This is a genomic window from Leptolyngbya sp. FACHB-261 (genome assembly GCF_014696065.1).
Lineage (GTDB): Bacteria > Cyanobacteriota > Cyanobacteriia > FACHB-261 > FACHB-261 > FACHB-261.
The window spans coordinates 670,727-686,455 of record NZ_JACJPL010000027.1; the positions used below are offsets into that span (position 1 = coordinate 670,727).

The window sequence follows — 15,729 nt, forward strand, 5'->3', positions numbered from 1 at the left end:
TGAATTAGCGGTTTGAATTAACGGAGAGAGGCTAGACGCGAGCGGATATCGGCAGGGATCAGGACGCGACTAACTGCGTGGATGACGCCATTGGAAGCCTGAATATCTGGCTGAACGACACTGCCATCGTTGATCAGAACCCGTTGTGGCGTGACTCGAACCGCCAGTCCACCGGCCAAACTTGTTACAGCTCCAGTTCTCAGTTCGCTAGAGGTGACCTGACCGGGGACTACGTGGTAGGCCAGAATCCGTAGTAGCAGTGGTCGGTTCCGGGGCTGTAGCAGGCGTTCGAGGGTGCCTTGGGGTAAGGCGGCGAATGCTGCGTCGGTAGGAGCAAAAATCGTATAGCTCCCTCCGCGAGACTGAAGAGCGTTGGCCAAGCCAGCTTCCTGCACAATGCGCGCTAGGGTTCGGAAAGAACCAGTACTAGACGCTTGTAGTAGCAGTTGGGTGAGGGTTTGGTCGTTAGTTGCTTGAGGGGTTGTGGGTTGAGTCGTGCCAGTACCTGGTTGAGTACCAGTACCCGGTTGAGTGCCAGCGCCCGGTCGGGTTGTGCCAGTGCCCGGTCGGGTCTGCATACCTGGGGTCGTACCAGTGCCGGGTTGAGTTGTGCCTGTGCCGGGTTGAGTTGTGCCAGTCCCTGGCTGGATTATTGTGCCCGGCTGAGTTGTGCCAGTGCCGGGTCGAGTTTGCGTCCCCGGCTGGGTCGTGCCAGCCCCCGGCTGGGTCAGTGTGCCCGGTTGGGTGCCAGTGCCGGGTTGAGTTGTGCCAGTACCCGGTTGAGTCAGCGTGCCGGGAGTTGTGCCAGTGCCGGGTTGCGTCGGAGTAACAGGTTGCACGACGTCAGGGGGCAGTTCGCTGGGAGAAGAGGGCTGGTTAATGCCAGGAGGAGCTTGGCTAGGGGAGGTTGTTTGAGCCAGTACGGGCAAGCTAGCGAAGAGGCTCAGGCCAAGGGCACTAGAGAGGATAGATAACTTCCGACCTAACTTTAGGGAACAGCTTGTTCGCATGATGCGTTCGTTTTTGTGAAGGAGTGTTAATGTCTCTAACCGTAGATACACTCCAAAAGCCTGTCCTCTATCAATAGAAGTACCTCTTGAGATAGAGGTGAATTAGGTGCTCTTATTTAGCTGCTCTTATTTAAGTGCCTGACACTTCTAAATATTGCAGCCATCTCCTCAAAATCGAGTGGAATCCCTTAGAAGTTTTTTGTGCAAGCGAAGGCCAATTAAGAAACCTTCAACTTTGTCATTTCAAGGTTTTATCCCTTAAGCAACAAGACAATGTGCTTGCTTTATTATTCATGACTTATAACTTGTTAATACTTGCACGATCTAAGCCGAGTTTCTCGCGTTCTCTCTTTTCTAACTATATTTTAGATTTCTATCTTTCGTTGAGAATTCTATTAGGGTTTCGTGGATGTAAGACTCTATATTCACTCAATCTGCCAATCTTTCAGGACTCTCCTACAAAAATCTGTAAACCCTTCTAGCATTTGTACTTTTTTCAGCAGTTCCTAGTTCAGGGACTAGCCTAAGCTCCTAGAACTAGCGTTGAGCAACTTTAGGGGCCAACAATGCGATGTGATGCTGAGTCTTTAGCTAACCTAATGTTGGAGCTAGAACTAGGCATTAGCCTGCAAGTGATTGAGCCAGTGAGTGCTGGAGAGCAAGCATGAAAGACCAGCCAGAGACAGACAGCAAACAGGTTGAGGAATTGACCAGGCTGCGTCAGCAGGTGGCTCATCTAGAGCAGGTTGAAGAAGCTCTGCGCCAAAGCGAAGCTAGGCAACAAGCACTCTTGAGCGTGATACCTGAGCTTATCTACCGCGTTCATCGCGACGGCACCATTCTAGACTTCACCCCTCCCAAGGACTTCGGCTTACTGATTATTGAAGGAGACTGCATTGGCCGCCAGTTAGCGGAGGTTCTACCCGTAGAGATGGCTAGAGAACGGCTGCACCACATCGCGCAAGCCCTCACTACTGGCACGCCCCAGATATACGAGTACCAAATCAGCGTTGAGGGAAAACCCTGCTGGCGAGAGGTTCGTGTCGTTGGTTGTGATGAAGATGAAGCCCTGGTTATTGTGCGCGACTTCAGTAAGCGTCAGCAAATGGAGCTAGACCTGCGCGATGCCCTCCGGAAACTCAGCTTGTATATCGAAAACTCGCCACTAGCCGTAATTGAGCGAGACCGTAACTGCCAAATCACCTGTTGGTCCCGGCAAGCTGAGGTGCTATTTGGTTGGCAGGCTGAGGAAGTTATTGGCAAATTAGTGGGGGATTGGCCCTTTGTGTTTGTCAGTGATGTCGATAGGGTCAAGCGAACGATGGAAGCCCTAAGGAACTACGAACAGCAACACAATATTTCCTTAAACAGAAACTATACCAAGGATGGCTCGGTTATTGATTGCGAGTGGCACAACTCGGCCTTATTAGACGAGTCTGGTCAGCTCATCTCAACTCTATCTGTAGCCTTGGATGTTACTGAGCGCAAACGGTCAGAAGAGTCCATTAGACGCAGCGCTGCTGAGATCAATCAAGTTTTCAACATGCTCCCCAACTTTGTCTGGAAGTTCTGCCTGAATACCCCGAATAGTTACGAGTTTGTCTATGCCAGCGACATCGTGACCGAACTCAGCGGTATCGCCAAACAGGAGTTCCTGCAAAATCCTCAGATCTGGAACACTTATATTGATGCTGACCGCGAGTCACAAGAGGCAATCCAGACAGCTTGGCAAGCGATTCAGCAGGGGGAACCCTACCGAGTGGTTTATCTTTTCCACACCCTGCACAGGGGACCTCGCTGGTTTGAAACCACTGCGCGACCAGCTATTGAGGCAGGGAAACTCTACTACTACGGCAGCACTACTGATATCACCGAGCGTAAACAGGCTGAAGAAGCCTTGCAACTTAGTGAGGAGCGCTATCGCACCCTAGTCGCTGCCAGCGCCCAAGTGATTTGGCGAGCTAACCCTGCGGGAGAGATATTCTCAGCCTCTACCACTTGGCAAGAGCTAACCGGGCAGAGTCAGCAAGAGCTTCAAGGCTATGGTTGGTTGAACGCTGTGCATCCCGATGACCGGGAGCCAGTTCAGACTATTTGGGCACGGGCTTTAGAGCAGAAAAACGTTTGCGAAGTCGAGTACCGGATCCGAGATCAGGTTGGCAGCTATCGCGATCTCAAAGTCCGAGCCGTGCCCATGCTTTTGAAGGATGGGTCGGTGCGGGAATGGATTGGCACTTGCACTGACATTACTGAGCAGAAACAGGCCGAAGCAGCCCTCCGGATTAATGAAGAGCGCTTTCGCTTGGCAGTCGACAATTTCCCAGATGTGTTCGTCATCTACGATGCTGAGCGACGGTTGCAATTTGTCAACGCAGAAGGGGTTCGTCGCAGTGGCCATACTGAGGAATCCCTGTTGGGCCATACCGACGATGAACTTTTCCCCCCAGAGGTGACAGACAACTACCTACCCACTCTTCAGCGAGCCATCGAAACCCGAACCGCTCAAACCGCTGAATGCACTATTGTCTTGCCGACTATTGGAACCCACACACTGATTGTCACCTATGTGCCGCTGTTGAATGGGCAGGGTGAAATTCATCAAATTCTCGGCATCACCCGTGACATCACAGCAAGCAAGCAGGCTGAGGCCAATCGCTTAGCTCAAGAGCGGGCCAAACAACTCGAAGCCGAGATGTTAGAGCTGCAACGCTTACATCAGCTCAAGGATGATTTTTTGAGCACGGTCTCCCACGAGCTGCGTACCCCCATGTCCAATATTCGGATGGCCATCCGGATGTTTGAAATTGTCCTCAAACAAGCTGGTTTACTACCGAGCGAATCTGAGGTCCCAGCGCAGCCCGCCAATCGTATTGCTCAATATCTTCAGCTGCTTAGTACTGAGTGTGAGCGAGAGATCAGCCTGATCAATGACCTTCTGGATTTGCAACGGTTGGATGCTGGCATGCAAGCTTTTAATTTGGAGCGGGTGCAATTGCAGAGCTGGTTGCCAGAACAGTTACACTCCTTTCAGGAACGAGCGCACAATCGGCAGCAAACCCTACACTTAGCTTTGCCGCCAGAGTTACCAGCTTTCAATTGTGATGCCTCTTGCTTGGAGCGTATCCTCTGCGAGCTGTTGAATAATGCCTGCAAGTACACACCGCCGGGAGAACACATTACAGTCTCCGTCTATGCGGGCTCAGATTTCATGCAGTTTCAGGTCTGTAATACAGGCGTAGAGATTCCTGAACGCGAGCTACCCTTTATTTTTGATCGCTTTTACCGCATTCCAGGTGCAGATTCCTGGCGACAAGGAGGAACTGGTCTCGGTTTAGCACTAGTACAAAAACTGGTTAGCTCAATGGGTGGCAGCATTCGGGCTGAAAGCCTTCCTGAGGAAACTTGCTTCACCGTAGCGTTGCCACTTGGTCATTCAGCTGCAAGTTGACAGGTAAGGGCGTATTCCTGGCAAAGGCCAAACTCGCTGAAGGATTAGAGTGGCCTGCGCTCTATAGGCAATCAATGAGCCACGATTCTGAATCACAAGCTGAATTCTTTTACCAACAGGGGATCGCTCAGGGGCAAACGCAGGAATATGAGGCCGCTCTGGCTAGCTTTGAACAGGCCATCGCTCTAAAACCTGACTATCCAGAAGCCTGGTACGAACAAAGCCTGGCTTTATGGCACCTGAAACGCTTTGAAGCTTGCCTCGCTAAGCTAAACCAAGCCGTTATCCTAAAGCCCGATTATTGGCAGGCTTGGAATATGCGGGGAATGATCCTGAAGTTTCCTTTGCTACGCGCCGAAGAAGCCCTGACTTGTTTTGAACGAGCGCTTGAGCTAGATGCCAGCGATCCGGCGGTGTGGCGAAACCGAAGCCAGGTGCTATCGGTACTAGGCCGTCACCCAGAAGCACTAGCTAGCTGCGACCAAGCCTTAGTATTACGCAACAGCGCACCGGAGTTATGGGATGACCACGGCAATGTGTTGTGCGATCTGGAACGCTATGAAGAAGCCATAGCCAGCTACGACCAAGCCCTAGAACTCCAGCCAGACAATGCTCAAGTCTGGAATAATCGAGGTTTGGCATTATTGAGTTTGAAGCGTTATGAAGAAGCACTCGCCAACTATGACCAAGGGCTTGAACTTGTACCAGACGATGAGGCTCTCCTAAGCAATCGGACCAGCGTTGTAAAGACTTTGCAGCGGCTAAAGCGAGTAGTTAGCGATGGCCAGTCCTTCTATTAGCCTTGCTCTATTACTAGATCGCTCTTTATTACTCCAGGAAATTGCTTTAGAAAGGCAGCTAAAACGAGTGAGATCAAGCAGGTGGGCTTGGGACCGATTGGCTCCAAATGGTGGATTCAGGATTGTCATATGCCTTTAGAGGTATTTTCGAAATACAATTTCTTGCCAGCTTCTCGCTAGCTTCTCGCCAGCTTCTCACTAGCGCTTCTAGCGCTCTGTAGCTAGCTTTAAATTTAGAAGAAAATTCATTGGCAATGCCTTTGCTGGCAGGCTTTGCAGGGTTTACACTAGCTTTAAATCGCCGCCTCTTGCAGCTAAATTTTGATGCTCTAAAACAAGAATTTAGAACCTTGGAATAAGCAGAATCATACAAGAAAACTATAAGAGCAAGCTGTGTCAGGCAGAGATTCGAGGGTTAGAAAGTTATCTCTAGAGTAGGAGAGGCCGTTTAGAGCTATACCCTATTCTTTAATAAGACCTTCGTTAGCTCCTTTTTAATCACGAGGAACCTTTTATGCGGATCGCTCAGATTGCTCCATTATGGGAAACTGTGCCGCCGCCCGCCTATGGGGGAAGTGAATTAGTAGTCAGTCTACTGACCGATGAGTTAGTCCGGCGGGGACATGAGGTAACTTTATTTGCATCTGGTGATTCCACTAGCCTAGCGAAGATAGAATCTGTTCACCCTCAAGCCTTACGACTTGATGCATCAATTAAAGAACACCCAATTTACGAGATGCTGCAACTGGGGCGCGTGTATGAGCAAGCCCAGGAGTTTGATATTATTCACTCTCACATCGGCTGTGCAGCTCTAGCCTGTTCCAATTTAGTCAAAACCCCAACTGTGCACACGCTCCACGGTGTGTTTACGCCCGATAACGAAAAACTGTTTGTACATGCTCGTAAGCAACCTTATGTGAGCATCTCCAACGATCAGCGAGAGCCAAGATTAGGTTTGAACTACGTTGCAACCGTCTATAACGGCATTGACCTGGACGCTCATAAGTTCTATCCGCAGCCCGAAGAGCCGCCTTACCTTGCCTTCTTAGGCCGGATCTCGCCTGAGAAAGGAACTCACTTGGCCATTGAGATTGCTAAGCGCTCGGGTTGGCACTTGAAGCTAGCCGGTAAGGTTGACCGGGTGGATGTTGACTACTTTGAGCAAGAGATCAAACCCTTGATTGATGGGGAACAGATCGAATACCTAGGCGAAGCTAACCACGTTCAGAAGAACGCCCTAATGGGTGGTGCTGTCGCCACACTCTTTCCAATCACCTGGCGAGAGCCCTTCGGACTGGTGATGATCGAGTCGATGGCAGCCGGAACTCCTGTGATCGCGATGGAGTTGGGCTCCGCTTCTGAGGTTATTGCTCATGGCAAGACAGGCTTTTTGTGCCACAGCGTGGAGGGGTGCGTCGATGCACTTGCCAAAGTCCCTACGCTGAGCCGCTCTGCCTGCCGGGAACACGTCAAGCAACACTTCAGCGTGCAACGGATGGTCGATGGTTACGAAGCTGTCTATCGTCAGCTCATGGCAAAGCGCTTCGCTCAAAACGGGCACGCTCGCGGTGCGGCGATTGTTCGATAGCCATTGCTCGCATTTACTTCCTAAAGGTAAAGGCTGCTTGGCTGATGGGTGAGTCTAGTGCTGGAGAGCTTCATCAGGAGACAGCGCTGAGACAGCTGAGACAATAGCAACCTGCTACAACAGCAAAACAGGACCAATAACCGCCCTGCCCTGCCACCAGGCAGGGTTAGGTTTGTGTTTGGCTTTGAGGCGGAAAGCCATGCTGGAGTCTGCCTTCATCGGCATCAAATTGCTTAGACGTTTTGAATAGCTCAAAGCGTCCGTCTGAGGCGTATCTAGCACAGCGATCGCGCAAAGCCTGCTTTTCGGTTTGAGTCATGGGTTGCAGGCCACGAGCAATGGCCAGGTTCTGCCGCAACACCTCTAGGGAATCAATGCCACTAACCACTGTTGCAACCGGCAGACTCAGCGCGTAGCGCAGAGCTTCTTGGGCCGTCACCACGCCTTGTTTTACGGCAGCTCCATTGCCGCTTAAGCTTTTCATGCCAATTGCGGCGATTTGTCGCTTGCTGAGTTCCGGCAGAACCTGCTTCTCGAAGCTCATAAAGCTGGCATCAAAGCAGTTGAGGGGCAGTTGTACGGTGTCAAACGGATAGTCGTAGGCGAGCATCTTGAGGTGGAGCGCCGGATCCTTGTGGCCGGTGAAGCCGACGAAGCGCACTTTCCCTTCTTTTTTCGCCTGCTCCAAGGCTTCAATGGCACCATTGGGGCGAAAGATCATTTCTGGGTCGTTGTAGTAGACGACTTCGTGGATTTGCCACAGATCTACATAGTCAGTTTTAAGACGGCGCAGGGATTCCTCAAGCTGCTGCATGGCCACTCGACGGTCACGCCCGTGGGTGCAGACTTTGGTCATCAGGAACGCTTGGTCGCGCCGTCCCTGCAAGGCGTCGCCCATCCACTCTTCGCTGCGGTGGTTGTTGTATTCCCAGGCGTTGTCCATGAAGGTGATGCCGTTATCGATCGCTTCGTGCGTGATCCGGATCGCCTCCTCTTTGCTCTTGGCCTGTCCCAGAGTTGCGCCGCCCAAGCCGAGGGCAGACACCTGCACGCCAGTTTTGCCTAAGGGGCGACGGGGAATCTCTCCTGAGGCAGGGCGAGTTGGAGCTTGAGCCAGGGGAGTTTCAGCAGGAGTTTCAGTAGCAGGGCCAGAGGCTTCTGCGGCTTCAGCTTGGTCGTTGGATTGCAGGATGTGTTCTGCTAGTACGGCGCCTGCACCTGCACCAATGAAGCCGATGCTTCTCAGAAGTTGGCGCCGATTCAGCTCCCAAGCTGAATTCTGCTTACTTGATTCATCCCGCTTGCTGGCCATAAACACCCCCAGATTGCGACTACTCCTTACAATCTGCTTTTGATGATCTCGAAACACCCTTCTCTGGGTGGGTTACCCAGTCGCCTGTGATGAATAAGGCTGCATTGTCTATCCATGTCTCTATTTATTTGTCTGTTCAAGCTAACAGCCACCCCAAAGCTGGAGTGGCTGTGTAGGGTGGCTGTATTGAGCTGTATCTAGCTAAAGCTATGGAGCACTTCAGGTCACTCCTACAGCTTTTCTAAGCAATACCTAGTCCCCTAGTGGAAGTCATTGAACTTGCAGTTCATGATTACTTCTGTGGAGCTGGATCAGCAACGTACCTAAATTTGGGTTCAGAATTCCAAGGACCCCGTTGGTCTTGCCCATTCTGAGACAGGTTGTAGTAAATATCTACTGTGTCATCAGGTTTGATATTGCCGAACATGGGATCAGTCAGCTTGCCCAAAGAATCCAAGGCTGACATGAACATTTGCGTATGCGAAATCTCACGGGTCAGCAAATGGACCAATGTTTTCTTGGTACCTTCATCAGGTGCCAGCTTAATCAGCTGTTCGTAAGTCTGACGGGCTCCGGCTTCTGCGCCGAGGTTGGCCCGCAAGTCACGCACCACATCACCACCCTCGTTTACGTAGGCGGCAGTCCAAGCCGAACCTTGGCTATCTAGAAGGTGAGGACCAACACCCCGAACTGCAAATAAGGTGCTTTTGAAAGCTTCAGTTTGGTCTACGTTCTTGGTGTGCCCTTCGATCAGTTTGCCAACCAACTCTAGGTGGCTAAACTCTTCAATGGCAATGTCTTGGAGCATGTCACGGATGCCCGCATTCTCGCAGTGAAATGACTGGACCCAATACTGCAATGCAGCGGTTAATTCCCCAGTAGCGCCACCAAACTGCTCAAGCAGCAGCTGGGCGAAACGGGGATGAGCCTCAGCAACATTGACGGCATGAATTGGTTCTTTTTTGTGAAAAAACATACTCGTAGATCTCTGTTGTGTTATCAAAAGGGCCAGCGAAAACTTGCTGTTTAAGTGACTCTCTCTGGTAGCTTAGGTGAGGGCTGATACGAGAACCTTAGCCTTAAGGAAGAGTTGAACCAATAAGACCTCTATTCACAATTAAATTAATTTACGAAGCATTTCTCAATATTTAAGCCGGTAGTGTATCGAGAATAAGTAATCTGCTCAGCTCAGACACAACACTCATTTGATAGACAAACTGGTAGCTGTGAGGTCATACCAATTCTCTACATGAGAACTCCAACCAGGACCTCACCGCCTACGGCTCCTCCCCTGGGCAGGGGGAGGTTGGGAGGGGTCAAGTGTGTAGCGATAAGTCGAGCGTCAGGCGTGAAAGTCAATCATAGGTTGGAGCAGCAACATAATCGCTCCCACACCTACGAAGGATAAGGTTACAAAAAGCAACATCTGATTCAGTTTCATAATGGTCTCCTGATTTGTCTAGATGCGTGATTTCCATTAATAATCTGCAATTATTTTTGGATCTTCTAACCCTTGCAGAGGTAGAGCCCTAAATTTTCTAACCCTCCAAAGGGTTGAGTTTTAAACAGAGCCAATTTAAATCAGGACTAGAAAACCCAAGCCTGAAGATCGTCCTTCTCTAGGAGGGTTTATTGAGTGAGCTTTTCTAAACAAACAGTCTCACTCCTATGGAAGTAGAGATATTACAAATGAGTAAAAGCAAATGAGTGCAAAGGAAATGACAAAACAGCCAGCGTCTGCTAGCTATTTTGTCATTTCACGTACTTGCAAAGAACTATATCAGCAGCTCTGAAGCGAACTAGAGTTTGAAGTGATAACGTTGGTCAATCCAAATTCTTGCTTCATCTTCGGAGCTAAACCGGTGGTGAGCTTGAGTCATTGGGTCGCAGATATGCCAGGTACCATTGCTTTCCTGCCAGACCTGCAATTCTTTCTTTTCAACGATCATTGCTTTAACCAATCTTTGCAAGGCTGTTTTCAAGACAGCTGATAGTAACTTTGAAGGATGAGAGGCTACGGTTGTTCGGCCAAACAAAGCTGAAGAGGGAGAAGGCATGGCTAGAAAGGCTCCTGTCAGTAAATAGTTGTGAGACGATATCGAGAAGAAACAGAAAGAGAGAGTGTACTTACCAAGCGGCTTAGCTTTCGGTAATAATCCACTTACAAATCAATTTGCCATCAACTAAAAGCCATTTAGCTGTTAAGCTGCGTTTCTTGGGTTGCTGTATAGATAAATCTGGAGAATCAGTTCTAAGTTGAGTGTTTTGAAAAGTTAAAGGGCTCATAATGCAACTCCAAGAAAGCGTTGTTGTTAATCGGCCACAGAGCCATCACCTTAATAGTGAGTGAGTGAAAAGCATGTGCTCGTTGAGCGGTTGCTTCCAGAAGTTCTCTAGGTTTTGGTGTAGGCTCTCGGCGCGATGTGTTGAGGTGAAAGCGCTCCTTCGATTGCTCTCTTGTCTGTACAGAGGTAGAGGTTGAGCCAGATATGCATGGGGTTCTGGCTGAGAACTATGAAGTTATGCTACATAAGCCTCTAGCTTCATCAGGCAAATCCCCGCGAATTTTCTGATGTCACTCTTTGCGAGTTTCTATAAGCATCTCTAACGAAACTTAGTTGCGGCAAGGCAAAACTAGATGTCAGCGCGACGACAATTAGTTGTAGCGCGATGAAACTAAATGTCAGGCGGATGAAATCTAGTTTGAGGCTGACAGAACTAGATTTCAGCCTGATGAAACCTAGTTTGAGCGTGCTGAAACCAGATCTCAGCCTGATAAAACTAAACGTTGGCCTAACGAAACTAGAAAGCTAGGCTGAGGCTCCTCAGTGTAAACCCGTAAAACTTGAGCAATCCCTCAGCGCTGCTCTTGTTCGCCTTCATCTTCAGATTGAAGTCGGGCTTCATCCTCAAGTTGAAGACTTCCGACTGCTGCCTCCCAGTCTTGAAGCAATCCCTCGTAGTATTCGCAGCGCAATCTGAGGCGCTCAATCCGTCGATTGGCCTCTTGAATGGCATTCTGCAAGTTTGTTTCGGCTTCGAGGATCTGATCCTTGCAGTCTTCAATCAGCCCTCGCAGCGTTTTCCCAGGAGTCGGAGGGTCGAGTCGTTGGTGTTTAGCTTCGAGTTCAGCTCCGGACGGTACTGCCCCCGTACAAATTGCTCGACCAATTCGCTCTTGCTGAGATTGGCTGCTTTCGCTTGCTCCTCCAGACGCTCGATTGCCGTCTGAGTCATGGATAGGCCGATTACCTTCTTGTTTTCGCCGTGAACGCCGTGCTTGGCCTTTCTGCCCATCGTTCAATGTCATGACATTGCTCGAATAAAAGATAACAAAACCCAGGTTTGCATATTATTCGAGCAATATTATTTTGATCGAGAAGATTATTCGAGCAATGGGCGCATGACAGAACAACTCAGCGAGAAATACCAACAGATCCTTAACCCTTGGGCAATCACCCGCCGCTCACCCAACAGCGTTTGCAGCACCGTCATCGCTCGCTTTCGCAGACGCACAGACGCCGAAGGACATTTACAAGCCCTTCGGCGCACAGTCCCCAGCCTCGACTTTGAAGTCGTCTGGGACGCGATTGAAGATCGCCCTTGAGAAACTCAGACCAACTTGATCCGCTCTCCCAACTCCAGACCGTACCAATTCCGCACCGCTAACCACACCGCCGAAAGCAAACCTGCCAGACTCAAAGTCAGCCCCGTATAAGGCACTAACAATCCCAGCACCGGTAACACAGCCCCCGCCAGCGTACAAACCACCGCCGCCAGAGACGCACTGCGGTTACGCGCTCCCAACCCCCAAGCCAAGCTCAGCAACACCAACGACAGCCCCGCCCAAGCCAGCTTGGCATCCACAACTCGGCTCAGATAAGTCAACGCCAGTAAACAAGCAAAAAACACCCCCGCTGCAATCGCCACATTGCGCAACGGCAACGGCAGCGACAAATACAACAGCAGCAACCACCACAAAAACACCGCCGGAGCCAGCAACAGCAAACGCGGCAACACACCCGTATTCAAAATTGGTCCCGTCGCCGTAAACACACCAAAGGGATTGCTCACAGAAACATTGTCCTGAAAAACCCAGGTGAAGGCCTTGCCCTGCCCGCGTGAGTTAATGCCATTAGGCGCAATGCCACTGGCAAAGTCAGCATTAGGGAAATTGGCATTCGCCGTCAGACGAAAATTCGACAGCAATTGCCCCCCAGCGTTATAAACCCAACGGGGTGCCCCCTGCGCCTGATAGGTCACGCGGAAACTGGTCTCCGCACCAGGCTCTAACCGCATCGGAAAGCTATAGTTGCCCGGATTAGCCAGTTGAAGCCGAGTTCCCTCACGTTCTACTCGCAAATTTTGCAGCAGCGAATAGCCACTGGGCGGTGCAACTTCAAAGAACAAGTCTTGGGCTTTTGCCAAAGAATTACGCACTCGGTAGTCAGCTGCAAAATCAATGCGGTAATTGTTGCGTCGGTCTTGAAGGTTCTGAGCTTGATCGATCGTGACCTGAATTTCAGACCCCTCCAGAGCCAGAAAGCGGGGAACCTCGCGCTTTTCTTCCCTTTGCACCAATCGATTGTCAATCTGAACCGTGTAGGTGTAAGGCTCTTGAATCAGGTAGCGCACCTGGGGCGCCGTTTGCTCCATCCGGTCCCCAGCTACTGTGGCTGCTACTTGGGCCACCCGCGCCTGCTCCCAATTGTGGTAGCGGTTGCCCAATGTAGAACAGAGAAAGAAACCCGAAATCAGCAAGATCAGTACCAGAAAACCATGCTGAAATGCCCGCAACAGAGCCGAATAGCGAACGGCCCACTCGCCTGTAAAAATAGCCTGTTCTGGTTCAGTACGATGTAGGGCAAGGCTCAACAGAGCCACCACTAAACCTAGGGCCAGGGCTAACATCGTCAGAGTCAGAAAGGAACTGAGCACCTGCGAACCCAAACGCATCAAAGTCTGTGGATGGGTGAGATCGGGCAAGCCGGGAATGCCCTGAGAAGTTGGGAACATAAGGAGTTAATCACTGAAGAAGTTCGTAGCACATCTTCCTCAGACGTACAGGCTCGATCTGGAGTTTCTGACAAACATTCGCAGTCCTTAACTACTCATAACTGCGACGTTTATCAGACCAAACCAGGCAACAAAACTAGACATAAACAAACTGGCTGGAGTTGTCCAAACTAACAGACCAGAACGAAGTATCTTGCAGAACAGCAATCAGTTCAAAGGAACTACCTTGTATCTGATAAATCCCTAAATCTGAAGCCCCCGAAATCTCAGAACCGCCAATCACATAATCAGAACTCGAACCATGCAGTCTGATTTGATCTTGCCAAGGATTAAAGTCAGTAATCAAAGCGTAATCTTGCGTGCCCAATCCCCACGAGTTAGCATCGCTGTAATAAGCTTCTGCAAAGTCACCCAAAACAAAGGTATCGGCTCCAAAGCCACCCGTCAGTTGGTCAATCTCACCTTGACCAGCATTCCACTCAGAAGCTTTCGTACCTGTCAGGACATCGTTGCCATCATCACCATAGAGATAGTCATTACCTTCACCGCCATGTAGGGTATCGTCGCCCTCATAACCATACGCGTAATCATTGCCCCCAAACCCGTCCATATAATCATTACCTGCTCCACCAAACATGTAGTCATTTCCAGGACCTTGATACCCATAATCATTGCCAACGAGAGTCATTGCTTGCCTGCCTTTCAGATTGGGTTTGCTTGCTGTAAGCCTTGCTTGGTTAATACTTTATTGGGGCAGAAGCTCAGAACCTAGTGCTATTTATGCCAAGCTAAGCTCAGAAATTAGACAGGCCCTTTGCGTAAACCTGCAAAGAGCCTTGTCAAACACTGTTTCTGGGTCAAGAAGCTTCAAGCTCTAGCGATCACGGTCAGCTCTGGGGCCGAAAAACTCGTGACAAGAGACCTGCACCACATCCGCAAAGCCCAAGTTTTCTAAATAAGCAATCCAACTCTCAGAACTCCCATCAACTTCCAGAGCGCCAACCGCCATCGCAGGTCCAGCAATCCAGGGCACCACCCAAATGCTGTAGCAACGCGGCTCCTTGGCATCAAAGGCGAACTCAACCGTGAGCCAATCAGGAACGACAACCTGGTTGGGCGCATTGCTGGCTCTGAAGCACTGAGTCATAGTAGCCAACCTGGAAAACACCAACTGCTCCTATTTCAGATCTTCTCCCTGACTTACCAGCAGTGAGAATCACCAACACTAAAGTACCGGCGTTGTACGCCTGTCTCAGCAAAATCCTTCTACAGGTCTTTCCCTTCCTGTGGAAGCAAATGCTGCCGATACTTAGTATGACAACACGAAGGCAGATAGCTCTTTCAGCCTTGGCCCTTAGCGCTTGTCTCTACTGTTCAGCCTTAAGGCTTTTCAGACTCAAGGCTCATCCGACTAGGACTTGACCTGAGTCTGCTGAGCCAGAAGTTGCGCTTCTAGAGCAGCAATCCGTTGATAAGCCGAGGTGAGCTGGGCCGTCAGACGCTGGAGTTGGAGCTCGGGCGCTAGATCTTGTTCTCTAATCGTGCTGTAGCGACTACTGGCAATCTCATCCACCAAGACATCCTTATGCTCAGCAGACGGCTGAGACGGAGCAACCCGGCTCTGAGGACGGCGGTTGGAAACCTGGCTCTGCTGAGCAGGTTTCTGCTCAGTTTCGCGCTGAGACTGACTTGCCTCCCGCGCTCGCAGAATCTCTGCCACCCGCAGGGGCAGGCGGTCAATGACAGCTTCAAGCGCCTCTACCTCGCTGCTCAAAGCCTCAATCTGTTGTTTCAGCTCCATGTGTCCCCAATGTTAAGTAAATCTACCTCATGTCAAGAACTGTAACAGAAAGACCCCTATCGACTGCCAGCGTTAAAGGGTAGGGGAGGGGTCCAGTGGCTGAATTTTCACAAATCCTCTTCAGAGTCAAGCCCCCTGTGAGTTTGTGTTACGGGGCTAGGAGCCAGAGTTTTGTTCAGTTTTACTTATGGTCAGGAGAACCAATGCTGATAACGAACAATTCTAGAATTGTTGCAATCTCTTTACTTTCTGTTACATTAGTTTACATAGAGAAGTACAGGAAACAGCACATGAGCGGTTACACCCAAGACGAGCGCGGCATCCTCAACAACTACGCCACTGAGCCCGTCATGTACCTGGCTGACTCCCCCTCTTCGGAGCAGCAACGGTTTTACGTCTTCCAAGGTGTGGCTGCTTCTGCCCTTGTCGGTCTACTGATCCTGACCGCTCTATCAGTCAGCACCGTCGGCTAGTTCCTAAGCCTAGTTCTCAAACAGTTTTTCCCAGTCACAGTCCTCCCAGAGTCACGTAGAGAGATTTAAGCCCGGCCATTGGCCGGGTTTTTCATATCCTGCAAACGCACTGGTAAGGTCATCAGGCAGGCAAAGCAACAGTCAGGGTCTACTGATTTGGTCAATCTCCCCTGGTTTTAGGTAACAGCGATAGGCTGACCTGCCCGACCTGTTGCCTGGTTGGGGAATTTCTGTACCAGAGCTGTGGTCGCCAGTCTTCGAATCCTAATGTCCCTCAAGCC

General features: G+C 50.4%; 14 protein-coding genes. 5 read left to right on the plus strand and 9 right to left on the minus strand.

The window, feature by feature from the left end; all coding sequences use genetic code 11:
- Window positions 1-17: 17 nt before the first annotated feature.
- The gene (locus tag H6F94_RS31785; RefSeq protein ID WP_199320583.1) at window positions 18-1,010 is read right to left on the minus strand and encodes a fasciclin domain-containing protein; all 993 of its coding nucleotides are present in this window, start codon (window positions 1,008-1,010) and stop codon (window positions 18-20) included.
- A 664-nt stretch (window positions 1,011-1,674) separates the two neighbouring features.
- Between H6F94_RS31785 and H6F94_RS22720 the strand changes: the two genes are divergently transcribed.
- The 3 genes from H6F94_RS22720 (at window position 1,675) to H6F94_RS22730 (ending at window position 6,846) form a co-directional block, all read left to right on the plus strand.
- Window positions 1,675-4,458: a sensor histidine kinase gene (locus tag H6F94_RS22720; protein WP_190804504.1), complete on the plus strand. Its 2,784-nt coding sequence runs from the start codon at window positions 1,675-1,677 to the stop codon at window positions 4,456-4,458.
- Window positions 4,459-4,532: 74 nt separating this feature from the next.
- Window positions 4,533-5,258: a tetratricopeptide repeat protein gene (locus H6F94_RS22725; protein WP_190804505.1), complete on the plus strand. Its 726-nt coding sequence runs from the start codon at window positions 4,533-4,535 to the stop codon at window positions 5,256-5,258.
- A gap of 514 nt (window positions 5,259-5,772) precedes the next feature.
- Window positions 5,773-6,846, plus strand: a complete 1,074-nt coding sequence (locus H6F94_RS22730; protein WP_190804506.1) for a glycosyltransferase family 4 protein — start codon at window positions 5,773-5,775, stop codon at window positions 6,844-6,846.
- Window positions 6,847-7,012: 166 nt separating this feature from the next.
- On the opposite strand, the gene H6F94_RS22735 is transcribed toward H6F94_RS22730, so the two are convergent.
- From H6F94_RS22735 to H6F94_RS22750, 4 genes are all read right to left on the minus strand, one after another.
- Window positions 7,013-8,158: an aldo/keto reductase gene (locus H6F94_RS22735; protein ID WP_190804507.1), complete on the minus strand. Its 1,146-nt coding sequence runs from the start codon at window positions 8,156-8,158 to the stop codon at window positions 7,013-7,015.
- A gap of 292 nt (window positions 8,159-8,450) precedes the next feature.
- A complete protein-coding gene (locus H6F94_RS22740) occupies window positions 8,451-9,134 on the minus strand; it encodes a manganese catalase family protein (RefSeq protein WP_190804508.1) in 684 nt (227 codons plus the stop codon).
- 823 nt (window positions 9,135-9,957) lie between these two features.
- Window positions 9,958-10,215, minus strand: a complete 258-nt coding sequence (locus H6F94_RS22745) for a hypothetical protein (protein ID WP_190804509.1) — start codon at window positions 10,213-10,215, stop codon at window positions 9,958-9,960.
- Window positions 10,216-11,015: 800 nt separating this feature from the next.
- The gene (locus tag H6F94_RS22750; RefSeq protein WP_190804510.1) at window positions 11,016-11,468 is read right to left on the minus strand and encodes a hypothetical protein; all 453 of its coding nucleotides are present in this window, start codon (window positions 11,466-11,468) and stop codon (window positions 11,016-11,018) included.
- Window positions 11,469-11,561: 93 nt separating this feature from the next.
- On the opposite strand from H6F94_RS22750, the gene H6F94_RS22755 reads away from it, so the two are divergent.
- On the plus strand, window positions 11,562-11,765 hold the full coding sequence (locus H6F94_RS22755; protein WP_190804511.1) for a hypothetical protein: 204 nt from the start codon (window positions 11,562-11,564) through the stop codon (window positions 11,763-11,765).
- Between the two features lie 5 nt (window positions 11,766-11,770).
- Here H6F94_RS22755 and H6F94_RS22760 read toward each other — a convergent pair whose 3' ends face one another.
- The 4 genes from H6F94_RS22760 to H6F94_RS22775 all read right to left on the minus strand — a co-directional run bounded on the left by H6F94_RS22760 (window position 11,771) and on the right by H6F94_RS22775 (window position 14,975).
- The gene (locus H6F94_RS22760; protein ID WP_190804512.1) at window positions 11,771-13,174 is read right to left on the minus strand and encodes a hypothetical protein; all 1,404 of its coding nucleotides are present in this window, start codon (window positions 13,172-13,174) and stop codon (window positions 11,771-11,773) included.
- 136 nt (window positions 13,175-13,310) lie between these two features.
- Window positions 13,311-13,862 carry a calcium-binding protein gene (locus H6F94_RS33075; protein WP_190804513.1) on the minus strand — a complete coding sequence of 184 codons (552 nt, stop codon included), beginning with the start codon at window positions 13,860-13,862 and terminating at the stop codon, window positions 13,311-13,313.
- 186 nt (window positions 13,863-14,048) lie between these two features.
- Window positions 14,049-14,321 (minus strand): hypothetical protein, encoded by a 273-nt coding sequence (locus H6F94_RS22770; RefSeq protein WP_190804514.1) that lies wholly within the window; start codon window positions 14,319-14,321, stop codon window positions 14,049-14,051.
- 264 nt (window positions 14,322-14,585) lie between these two features.
- Window positions 14,586-14,975 (minus strand): hypothetical protein, encoded by a 390-nt coding sequence (locus H6F94_RS22775; RefSeq protein WP_190804515.1) that lies wholly within the window; start codon window positions 14,973-14,975, stop codon window positions 14,586-14,588.
- A 290-nt stretch (window positions 14,976-15,265) separates the two neighbouring features.
- Here H6F94_RS22775 and psb34 point away from each other — a divergent pair, with 290 nt between their 5' ends.
- Window positions 15,266-15,448, plus strand: coding sequence for a photosystem II assembly protein Psb34 (psb34, locus tag H6F94_RS22780; RefSeq protein WP_190804516.1), 183 nt, complete (start codon window positions 15,266-15,268; stop codon window positions 15,446-15,448).
- Window positions 15,449-15,729 lie beyond the last annotated feature (281 nt).